Annotated in this window: 11 protein-coding genes; 8 read left to right on the top strand and 3 right to left on the bottom strand. The window is 56.7% G+C overall.

The features are described from left to right. The first annotated feature begins 143 nt into the window (after window positions 1–143). Window positions 144–1079: a phosphoribulokinase gene (locus tag LKE08_RS02790; RefSeq protein ID WP_324702667.1), complete on the top strand. Its 936-nt coding sequence runs from the start codon at window positions 144–146 to the stop codon at window positions 1077–1079. Here LKE08_RS02790 and LKE08_RS02785 read toward each other — a convergent pair. Next, window positions 1057–1251 carry a hypothetical protein gene (locus LKE08_RS02785; protein WP_324702666.1) on the bottom strand — a complete coding sequence of 65 codons (195 nt, stop codon included), beginning with the start codon at window positions 1249–1251 and terminating at the stop codon, window positions 1057–1059. The genes LKE08_RS02790 and LKE08_RS02785 overlap by 23 nt on opposite strands. Before the next feature lie 269 nt (window positions 1252–1520). Here LKE08_RS02785 and LKE08_RS02780 point away from each other — a divergent pair, with 269 nt between their 5' ends. From LKE08_RS02780 to LKE08_RS02765, 4 genes are all read left to right on the top strand, one after another. Beyond that, window positions 1521–2966 carry an ATP-binding protein gene (locus LKE08_RS02780; protein WP_324702665.1) on the top strand — a complete coding sequence of 482 codons (1446 nt, stop codon included), beginning with the start codon at window positions 1521–1523 and terminating at the stop codon, window positions 2964–2966. Between the two features lie 116 nt (window positions 2967–3082). Further along, window positions 3083–3550: a hypothetical protein gene (locus tag LKE08_RS02775; RefSeq protein WP_324702664.1), complete on the top strand. Its 468-nt coding sequence runs from the start codon at window positions 3083–3085 to the stop codon at window positions 3548–3550. A 7-nt stretch (window positions 3551–3557) separates the two neighbouring features. Then, window positions 3558–3863, top strand: coding sequence for a hypothetical protein (locus tag LKE08_RS02770; RefSeq protein ID WP_324702663.1), 306 nt, complete (start codon window positions 3558–3560; stop codon window positions 3861–3863). Between the two features lie 84 nt (window positions 3864–3947). Continuing rightward, complete coding sequence (locus LKE08_RS02765; protein ID WP_324702662.1) at window positions 3948–4517, top strand: GNAT family N-acetyltransferase; 570 nt, start codon at window positions 3948–3950, stop codon at window positions 4515–4517. Here LKE08_RS02765 and dnaX read toward each other — a convergent pair. After that, complete coding sequence (dnaX, locus tag LKE08_RS02760) at window positions 4514–6946, bottom strand: DNA polymerase III subunit gamma/tau (RefSeq protein ID WP_324702668.1); 2433 nt, start codon at window positions 6944–6946, stop codon at window positions 4514–4516. The two genes, LKE08_RS02765 and dnaX, sit on opposite strands and share 4 nt — an antisense overlap. 292 nt (window positions 6947–7238) lie before the next feature. Between dnaX and LKE08_RS02755 the strand changes: the two genes are divergently transcribed. Continuing rightward, the gene (locus LKE08_RS02755) at window positions 7239–7877 is read left to right on the top strand and encodes a lysophospholipid acyltransferase family protein (RefSeq protein WP_324702661.1); all 639 of its coding nucleotides are present in this window, start codon (window positions 7239–7241) and stop codon (window positions 7875–7877) included. 30 nt (window positions 7878–7907) lie between these two features. Beyond that, window positions 7908–8198, top strand: a complete 291-nt coding sequence (locus tag LKE08_RS02750) for a DUF2288 domain-containing protein (RefSeq protein ID WP_324702660.1) — start codon at window positions 7908–7910, stop codon at window positions 8196–8198. 92 nt (window positions 8199–8290) lie between these two features. On the opposite strand, the gene LKE08_RS02745 is transcribed toward LKE08_RS02750, so the two are convergent. Further along, window positions 8291–8695, bottom strand: a complete 405-nt coding sequence (locus LKE08_RS02745) for a hypothetical protein (RefSeq protein ID WP_324702659.1) — start codon at window positions 8693–8695, stop codon at window positions 8291–8293. A 69-nt stretch (window positions 8696–8764) separates the two neighbouring features. Between LKE08_RS02745 and xseA the strand changes: the two genes are divergently transcribed. After that, a complete protein-coding gene (gene xseA / locus LKE08_RS02740; protein ID WP_324702658.1) occupies window positions 8765–10006 on the top strand; it encodes an exodeoxyribonuclease VII large subunit in 1242 nt (413 codons plus the stop codon). Window positions 10007–10076 lie beyond the last annotated feature (70 nt).

Raw genomic sequence — 10076 nt, 5'->3', positions numbered from 1 at the left:
CGTGGGGGCAACCTTATAGGGTTGCCTCTTTTCCGTGGGGGCAACCGTCTCTGGTTGCCCGAATTCCAGGGAATCTCAAATCTCAAATCTCAAATCCCTCCACGATAGAATGGCAACACTTATGCGAGAACGAAGAGGAAAATATGAGTCATCGTCCGATTATTTTGGGAATCGTCGGGGACAGTGCGGCGGGAAAAACGACTTTGACGCGAGGAATTGCCCAGATTTTGGGGGAAGATAACGTGACGGTCATTTGTACCGACGACTATCACAAATACGATCGCAAACAGAGATCCGAGATCGGAATTACGGCCCTCCATCCCGACTGCAATTATTTGGATATCATGCAGCAGCACCTGACGATGTTGCGGACCGGACAGCCCATCCTCAAGCCGATCTACAACCACGATACCGGAGGATTTGAACCCCCCGAATATATCAAACCGAAGCGCTTCGTGATCGTCGAAGGGTTGCTGGGCTACTCCACGCGGGGGGCGCGGGACTGCTACGATGTCAAAGTCTACCTCGCCCCCCCGGAACCCCTGCGGGCGCGGTGGAAGGTGAAGCGGGATACGCGCAAGCGGGGATACACGGAAGAACAAGTTCTCGCGGCCCTTGAGAAGCGGGAACCGGACTCGGAATCTTACATTCGCCCCCAACGGAAATGGGCCGATGTGGTGGTCACGTTTTATCCCCCGGACGGCGACAGCGAAGACAGCTCGACGCTGAACGTGCGGTTAATGTTGCGGCCCACCATCCCCCACCCCGACTTTACGGACATTCTCCCGAAAAGCCAGGTTGACCACCGTCCGGCGGTGCGTTTGGGACTCGATCGCGATATGCGAAAGCCGGTGGACGTGCTGGAGGTGGACAGCCACGCCACCCAAGAACAGGTGCAGGAGTTGGAAATGACCCTGTGCAACGAACTGCCCAACCTGAAAAACTTTTGCAGCACGACGGGCAATCAAGAACTCGGGTCGGTGGTCGGGACGACGGGGGAAACGCTGCAAAGCTACCCCCTCGCCCTCACCCAACTTCTGATCGCCTATCACATGATCAAAGCGACCAAAATGGTGTGATTGAGGTCGATGTCGGAAGGGCGGCGACGGATGTCTCGGCCGGCCGCTGACTTTGGGGGGCGGGAATCATCTCGCCCCGAAAATCAAGGACGCTCACCAGTAGAAGATAGGCGATCGCCAGGATAATGGAAATGGCGCCGGTAATGTAGGCGACGAGTTTGGGACGTTCCATGCAATTTTCGGTTTTGACCGACTCACGTTTACAGTAATTATATCTCGCCGAGATTGTAACATTTGTTTTTTCAGGAAATTCTCAGAATCGCTTCAGGGTCAGTTCAGCTATGATAGATTGAATGGGTGTACCCGGCGATCGCCCCCCTAAAAAACAACTGTTATTTACCCAAAATAATGGTAACACAATCGAGGAAATTATAGAATTTAAAAAAACGGGTAAGTATGAGTATGCGGCATCGCGGGATGATAAACAGACCAAGAGAACCGATGAAAATGATCCGACGGATTGCCAAAACGGGTCCCAGATTTTGGGTAAACTTGCCCCCCATTTCTCTGCAAGTTCAACTGACCTTCGGGATCGTCGCGTTCGCCGTTGTGGGACTCGGGGGAGTCACGGCTTGGACGAGTTGGAATATCCGGCAATTATTGGTCGAACAACATAAGGAAAAATTGGCGGAGTTTGCCCAACAATTTTCCCACGATGTCAAATTGTACAGCGAAATGATGCCCCGGGAAGTCGCCGTCCAGCGCGTCATCGACAAACCCAGCGAAAAGAAGAGTTTGGTTTGGGTCAAAAATCGAGCGGGGGAAATTATCGCCGAGTCGGTTAATCTTCGCCAGGACATTCAACCTAACTTGCGAAATGCGCTAATTTCTTATTCCAATATGCCGAAAAAACCGGGGGTTTCTAAAATTGATGGACGGTATTGGGTGTTGTGTGGCGGTGATTTTACAATCGGCAGTTATAACTTCGGTAAACTGTACATGGTCAATGATATCACGTCGGAGTATAAGATTTTTATAACTTTGCTCTATCGCCTGGTTTTTGCTAGTCTATTTGCCATGATTTTATTGGTCAGTGCGATCGCCTGGTACATCCGGCGATCGCTCCTTCCCCTGCAACAGGTCAGCCGCATGGCCGCGACCATTTCGGCGGCGGAACTTTCGGACTATCGTTTAACGTTGGAACGGGCCCCCTCCGAAGTCGAACAACTCGCCAATACCTGCAATAAAATGCTCGATCGCCTCGCGGATGCCTGGGAACAGCAGCGACAATTTGTCGGCAATGTTTCCCACGAGTTGCGGACACCTTTAACCATCGTTCACGGCTATTTACAAAGCACGTTACGCCGGGGAGAAAATCTCACCCAGTTGCAGCGGGAAGGCTTGGAAACCGCCTCGGGAGAGGCGGAACGCACCATCCGTTTGTTGCAGGATTTGTTGGAATTAGCCAGGGCCGATCACGGGACGCTGCACCTGCAACTCGAACCGATTATCGTCAATGATTTGATGGCGGAAGTGGTGGAAATGGCTCAATCTTTCAGTCGGGGAAGAATCAAGCTAGAAAAAATAGATGGATTTTTGGAAATCAAAGCCGATAAAAATCGCCTCAAACAGGTTTTATTGAATCTGATCGATAATGCCTTGAAATATTCCCAAGCGGATACGCCGATTTTACTCAAAGCTGACCGCCATAAAAATCGGGTCGATATCGCCGTGTGCGATCGCGGGCCAGGAATTCCCCTGTCCCATCAAAGCCGCATTTTTGAACGCTTTTATCGGGTGGATGAAGCCCGGACAAGGGCGGGGGGAACGGGACTGGGTTTGGCGATCGTGAAAACCCTGGTTGAGGGGATGGGGGGGACAGTTGGCGTGCGATCGCAGTTGGGAGAAGGGAGCACCTTTATCGTCTGTTTTCCCGATTATTTGTAATTTTAAAATCATCATAACGATTCGGAATCAATTTGAGAGTTTGGGGAACATTGATTGATTTTGAGTCGTCCTCGGCGTTAGAATGGTAATCCAACAATTGGGTGTGGTGTGAAATCATGATGAATCAGCATCAATTATCGGTTTTGACCGGATTTAAAGTTGCAATTCTGGCCGGATGCCTGTTCGGGTTTGCGGGTGCGGTGAAAGCCGGGGACAGGCCGAATTTATCGGCGGAGATGACGATCGCCCAAACCAGTGCGGAGGAAGTGTGGCGATCGCTGAGTCCGAGTGAAACGCGGGATGCGATCGACCAGATCTTGCAAAGTCCGATGGGAATCGCGGCTTTGAATCAACTGGCGATCGAGGGGTTTATCGCCTTCAATTGTGACAAACTTTATTACCGAGATGAGACCGGATTCCGCTTACTCTTACAGGTAAAATGTCCTTCACCCCGGGGGGTTTCCACTGCGGTGGGCTACGATGAAATGCGGGTCATTTACAATACCTTTGAAGGCAATATCGAATCCTTTGAAGTGGAACGCCACGGCGGCGACCTGGGCCGTTCGCCCCTGCCGACAAATTGAGAAAAAAATGAAATTTTTGTTCGGTCTGTTATTAATGATTGTCCTGTGGGCGATGGGTGCGCTGTCGCCGATCGCACCCCCGGCGGAGGCGGTATCGTGCCGGACGATCGCCGACCACAAAGTTTGCATTCTCAGCCTCAAACGCAGCGCCAAATATTACTGGGAATATCGCGCCAAAATTAGCGTCGATGGGGTAGTTCGCCCCGTCGAAACGTACAACTGCCGCCATCGCATCCGGGTGCGATCGGACGGGAAGGAAGTTCAATTCGAGTCCGGCGGTTTCGGGGACTATATTTGCGGCGTTTTGAATTAAAATTGTTGAATATAGCAGCGTGAAATGATGGGTCAAAACTCGATTCGCTCAAAGCCCCCAGCATTGGGGGTTTAAGGGCGAGATGTGCTATCATTTAATCTGCGATCGGGAGGGAGTATGACGGCGAATCCGGAAGCGCACTTTCAAACCCAAAACCTGACGCTGCGACCCTATGAAATTGCAGATGTCGGGACCCTATTTCCGATCCTCTCCGACCCCACGACCCTGCAATTTTGGCCCCGCCCCTTCACCCGAAATCAGGTGGAAGCCTGGGTCGATCGCAACCGCCGCAGCTATGAAATGGACGGTTTCAGCCGATATATCATCCGTCTCAATTCCGACGGAACCATTGTCGGCGACTGCGGGATTCTGCGGGGTATCGTGGCGGGGCGGGTTGTCAACGATTTGGGCTATATTATCCACCATCCCTATTGGGGGCGAGGATATGCCACAGAAGCCGCCCGGGCGATCGCGGATTACGGACTCAATACCCTAAAATTGGATGCCCTCCACGCCAATATGCCCTGGAACCACCACGCCTCCCGGCGGGTTGCCGAAAAAATCGGGATGCACAAAATCGGCGAATTTAATAATCCTATCAATCGCAATATCCGCACGTTTCTATATAGCCGAGTATCGGAAAAACCCCGTTAAAACGGAATATCCTCTTCTTCGGTATCTTCCTCTGAATCAAACTCCGGCGGTTCTTCCAATCCCACGGGAGAATCCGTTTCAATTTCGACCTCGGATTCTTCCTCGGTGAGGGGCAGCACTTCCCCCTCGAAAAAGTCCGCCAGTTGCTGGGAGGCGACGGCCACCGCATCGGCTTTGTCCCGGGGAAGGGAAACGTCCGGGGACTCGGCGGGAATCGGTTCGGGCGGCGGCGCGACGGGTTCCGCTTTCGGCGGCGGTGGCGGGGGTTCCGGTTCCTCTTTTCGAGGTGGCGGCGGGGGAGGGGGAGGTGCAGATGGTTTTGCCGCCGGAGTGGGGGGCGCGGCATCCGTCCCCACTTCCAACCGCACCTGAACCGGAGTTTGAAAGACTTTCCCACAGGCGGCTTCCAGGCTGGCGAGTTTGGACTGGGCGATTTTTAGCAGTGGGGAAGTTTTAATCCCGATACAAACCAGATTGCCATTCCACGATCGCAAACAGCCGTGTTGTCGCATCAGGGCTTGGGTTCCCAGTTGTTCGATGGCGCCGAGAATCTGCCGCCAAATTTGGTCTAGATTAACATCTGCCGGAGATTCGGAAATCTCGGCGACAGCGGGGGCGGGTTCCGGTTGGGGTGCGGGTTGCGGTGGCGGCGGCGCCGGTTTGGGTGGCGGGGCGGGTTTCGGTTCCGATCTGCCGGATGGAACGCTTTGGGTTTGGGATTGGGACTGGGACGGGCTCGATGGAATGCTTTGGGTTTGGGATTGGGACTGGGTTTGGGATGGGGAGAGCGATCGCATCGGAATGGCGGCGGGGGCGACGGCGGCGGGTCGCAGGGCGTCGGGCAGGAGTCCCAGCAGGGTCACTTCCAGCCACAGGCGGGGTTGGGTGGTGTTTTTGATCTGAACTTCGCTGTCGCGGAGGTGTTTCTGTCCGGCGAGGATGATCTCGCGATCGCAATTTTGGGCGAACTGACACAACTCCTCCCAGGTGGGGCCGGTGAGTCTCACCAGATCCCCGCGCGCGGGCGCCGTTTTGGCGATCAACAGGTCCCGGTAAAATTCCCCCAGATTTTGCAGGACGATCAGGGGTTCCCGGCCCCGGTTGAGGAGCTCGCGGGTGCGGTCCAGGACGGCGGTGGCGTCGTGGGCGGCGATCGCTCGCAACAGGGCCATCAGATCCCGTTCGGGCACGGCCCCCACCAAGTCCCAAACTCGCTCCACGTCGATTTCCCCCGACAGCAGGCTGAGTTGGTCGAGGAGGCTTTCCGCGTCCCGCAGTCCCCCCTGGGCGATCTGGGCGACCATGTACACCGCTTCCGGGACGATGGGGATCTGTTCTGTTTGCGCGATCGCCCGCAAATGCTCGGTCATGGCGTCGAGGGGGATGCGGCGGAAGTCGAACCGCTGGCAGCGGGAAATGATGGTGGGGAGGACCCGCTGGGGGTCCGTGGTGGCCAGGACGAAGACGACGCGATCGGGCGGTTCTTCCAGGGTTTTGAGGAGGGCGTTGAAGGCCGCCGTACTCAGCATATGGCAATTGTGAACCAGCAGACCGTTCGCCACGAAGTTATGGTGATCTGCGACTTCGATATCGTAGACCGGCTCAACTCCAACGGGGCGGACAGATGCGATCGTTTCCAAATTTGTATTCCATTTCTGGAATGGCGTCGGAATGGAGGTCCCGGAGGCAGTTGCGATCGCCGGTCGCCCGATACCGGAGGTCATTTGGGGACGGGGTGAGCCACAGTATGCCGCCTCTGTAGCGACGGGGGAGAGTATCTTCATTCCCGGGGCGAGATCTCGGGTGGCTATCCATCCTTTATGGGTCCGAATCAGATGATTTCCGGTGCATCTGATTGTCGCGTGAGTCGTCCGGATTTCAAAGGTCCCGCGGGTCCCGCGATCGAGCCAGCGGCGGACGGGTTTCCATTCCCACTCCCGGATCGAGTCGTTATAACTGAGAACTTGGCGATATCGGAGGGTCGGATCGTCGATCCGCATCAATCCGCGATCGCTCAGGACGAGGGCATCCCCGGTCAGGCATTCGTCGATCACATACACTTTATACCGGCACTGAACCGGGGCGAACTGACTCCGCTCGATCAGATCCCGGATGTTGTCAACGCCGGTATTGCTGGCCGCGTCGATTTCCACGAAATCCAGGGTGGCGCCGCTGGCGATGCCCCGGCAGACTTCGCAGGTGCCGCAAGGGGTTTCCGTGGGGGTTTCGGCTTTCAGGCAATTGAGGGATTTGGCCAAAATCCGGGCGCTGGAGGTTTTGCCGGTCCCCCTCGGGCCGGCCAACAGGTAAGCCGGGGCGATACGCCGGGTGCGGATGGCGTTGGTGAGGGTTTGGGCGATCGCTTCCTGGCCGACGAGATCGGCAAAGGTCTGGGGACGATATTTGTGGTGGAGGGGTTCGTAGGTCACGGCGGAACGGCAGGACGAATGATGAATTAAAAACCAATATCTCGATCCTACCTTCAACTCGCCGCGATCCGTCCGCCCCAAAATACGGCAACCCATCCGACGCTCAGGATCTCCGAAAATCCCGAAATATCCGGCTCGCGGGCGGTTAACCTCCGGCGATCGCGAGGCGAGTGCTCATAGCTATGGCGCTCAAGGGAGGGGAATTGGGAATCGGGAATCGGGAATTTTCGGAAATGTGCCAAAACCTGATAGGCTAAAAGCCAGTTCACACCGTCCCCGTCGTTACCGTCCCGTGGCCAGAAATCGCGAACCGCTGCAGAGTTTAGTTCTTTACCACCTGTTCAAGTGGTCTGTGGTCAGCCCGATGCTCCACGTCTACTTTCGCGGGCGGATCTACAATGCCGAACGGGTGCCGCAAACGGGCCCGGTCGTGATCGTTAGCAACCACGCCAGCGACTTCGACCCGCCGATCTTGTCCAGTTGCATGAGGCGGCCCGTGGCATTTATGGCCAAAGAGGAATTGTTCAAAGTTCCGGTTCTCAAGGATGCGATCGCCCTCTACGGTGCCTATCCCGTCAAACGGGGTGCCGCCGACCGCTCCGCCATCCGGGCTGCCCTCAGTTGTCTGGAAGACGGTTGGGCGGCGGGCATCTTTTTGCAGGGCACCCGCACCCCCGACGGGCGCATCACGGAGCCCAAATTGGGGGCGCCCCTGATCGCGGCTAAAGCCCAAGTGCCGCTGATCCCCGTTTCCCTGTGGGGAACCCACCGGATTTTGAAAAAAGGATCGCCATTGCCCCGGACCGTCCCCGTCACGGTGCGGGTCGGCGAACCCCTCGATCCCCCCAAATCGACCGCCCGAACCGAACTCGAAGCGATCGCGGGCCAGTGTGCCGACCAAATCAACGGGATGCTCGATTTGGGACGGTGATGGGCTCAGATGTTGCGAGATCAGGAGATCATGGAAGAAGACTTGAAAACCCAACTGTCCGACAGCGTTGATGAAGCCGAATGGGAGTGGCTGATCCCCCACGTCAAGCGGGATGCCGTGGTCATCGTTGATCGCCAGTTGGACCTGCTCGACGTCGGCGCCGCGATCGCCGAGAATCGGGTTTCCAGAGTCCAAAGCTGGATCGACGAACAGCAGATCTACAAACCCACCGCCGAACAAATTTCCGCCTGGAACGGCGACCAGAGCAAACGGTTCCACGCCCTGATCGTGCAGCCCTTCGTCCTCGTCCAAGAACGTTAAGAAAGGGAGTCGGGAGTCGGTATTAGGGAGTTGGAAAAAACTAACAATTATTAATTATTAATTATTAATTGTTGATTTTTAATTGTTAATTGTTAGTCTCGAACGACTTCCAAGCCGCAGGCTTCGGCGACCTGTTGGGCGAAACTCCTGTACCTCGGGGGAGGTTGGGGGGAGTTGATGTCGAGTCCGAAGCCTTCCACCACCCGTTCGAGCAGTTTTGATCGCCACTGGGCCTCGATTTCGTAGTCCGATGCCAAACTCCCCTCCGAAAGGGCGGCCATCAGTTTGTTGAGGATTTGGTACTGTCCGACCAAACGGGCCGCTCTGGCCACGTCGCCGGAATCGATGTCGAGGGCGTCGAGTTCTCGGAGCAAGCGATGCCATTCCGCCTCGATCAACCGCGTCAGCAGGACGCCCGCCTCGGCATTTCGCTGATTCGTCAGGGCTTTGAAGCGATCGGATGTCACGGTGATTGCCTCCATCTGTCGTTTTTTCATACCATGTAATTTTAGGGAAGTGTTTAAGCTTCGATCGCACTCAAGCTCCCGTTATCGCGACGTTTCATCATGAATTTACCACCCGACTCCACAGCCATTGTGTCTTCCGTCCATCATGCCCTATCCGTCGCCGGACTGACGAGTTACCTTCGAGAGCTCTTGGAATGTGACCCCAACCTGCGGTCGGTGTGGGTGATCGGGGAAGTGTCGAGCGCCAATTTCCACCGCAGCGGCCTGTTTTTCACCCTCTCCGAGTCCGACGGCTCCGCGGCGGTGGATTGCGTGGTGTGGAACAGCCAGCGCGACCGCCTCGCGCAGCAGCCCCAGAAGGGCGAACAGGTCATCGTTTTGGGGAATATCCGCCTCTATCCCAAGCGGGGGGAATATCAACTGACCGTCGTGCAAGTGTTGCCGGGGGGAGAGGGATTGCAGGCCCTCCGCCTTCGACAACTGCGATCGCGCCTGGAAGCGGAAGGGCTTTTCGACCCGGAACGGAAGCGATCGCTCCCCCCCCACCCGCAAATTGTTGCGGTGGTCACGTCCCCCCAGGCGGCGGCGTGGGGCGACATTCAACGGACTTTAAGCCATCGGTATCCGGGTTTGCGGGTGTTGTTGTCCCCGGCGATCGTCCAGGGGGAACGGGCGCCGGCATCCATCGCGGAGGCTATCGCCCGGGCGAATCGGGACGGACGGGCCGAGGTGCTAATTTTAGCCCGGGGGGGCGGGGCGACAGAGGATCTGTCCGGTTTCGATGACGAACGGGTGGTGCGGGCGATCGCTCAATCTTCCATTCCCGTCATCACCGGCATCGGCCACCAGCGGGACGAATCCCTGGCCGATTGGGTCGCCGATGCCGTCGCCCACACCCCCACGGCGGCGGCGGAGCGGGCGGTTCCCGACCTCGAACAACTGGCTCTCGCCCACGGGCAGCGGGCGCGATCGCTGCGGACGGCATTCGATCGCAAACTTGACCTAGAATCGGAACGATGCCGCCACCTGCAACAGCGGCTCCTGAGAGCCCTGGAGCGGCGCTGGGAATGGGAGGGGAACCGCCTGCAACTGTTCAGGCAGAAATTGGCGGCCCTCGACCCCCAAAGCCGTCTCAACCGGGGCTACGCCGTCGTTCACAGGGCGGACGGGTCTGTGGTGCGGACGGCCCAAGAGGTGGAACTCGGCCAGGAGTTGACCGTCAAACTGGCTCGGGGGCGACTGAAAGTTAAAATTGTGGAGATTGAGGAATCGTCAGCACCCCCGGCTGAAGCACGGGGGCTTCGTGCCCCCCTTCAGGTAGCTGACCAGCTATCGCCTTAACTGGCTACGTTCAGAGCAAGAGTTAAAGTCCTACCCTGGAATGCTTGCTAGTTCCAGGCTCTAGAACCGA

Source organism: Lyngbya sp. CCY1209 (assembly GCF_035615495.1).
In the GTDB taxonomy this organism is placed as follows: Bacteria; Cyanobacteriota; Cyanobacteriia; order Cyanobacteriales; family Microcoleaceae; genus Limnospira.
The sequence above is the reverse complement of the archived record's forward strand: the minus strand, read 5'-3'. Positions and strand labels throughout refer to the sequence as shown.

Bases quoted from the DNA above. Each gene is read 5' to 3' on its own strand.
- LKE08_RS02750 (WP_324702660.1), top strand. From the start codon at position 7,908: ATGGAAGAAGACTTGAAAACCCAACTGTCCGACAGCGTTGATGAAGCC.
- LKE08_RS02790 (WP_324702667.1), top strand. From the start codon at position 144: ATGAGTCATCGTCCGATTATTTTGGGAATCGTCGGGGACAGTGCGGCG.
- LKE08_RS02745 (WP_324702659.1), bottom strand. From the start codon at position 8,695: ATGAAAAAACGACAGATGGAGGCAATCACCGTGACATCCGATCGCTTC.
- LKE08_RS02770 (WP_324702663.1), top strand. From the start codon at position 3,558: ATGAAATTTTTGTTCGGTCTGTTATTAATGATTGTCCTGTGGGCGATG.
- LKE08_RS02780 (WP_324702665.1), top strand. From the start codon at position 1,521: ATGAAAATGATCCGACGGATTGCCAAAACGGGTCCCAGATTTTGGGTA.
- xseA (WP_324702658.1), top strand. From the start codon at position 8,765: ATGAATTTACCACCCGACTCCACAGCCATTGTGTCTTCCGTCCATCAT.
- LKE08_RS02775 (WP_324702664.1), top strand. From the start codon at position 3,083: ATGATGAATCAGCATCAATTATCGGTTTTGACCGGATTTAAAGTTGCA.
- LKE08_RS02785 (WP_324702666.1), bottom strand. From the start codon at position 1,251: ATGGAACGTCCCAAACTCGTCGCCTACATTACCGGCGCCATTTCCATT.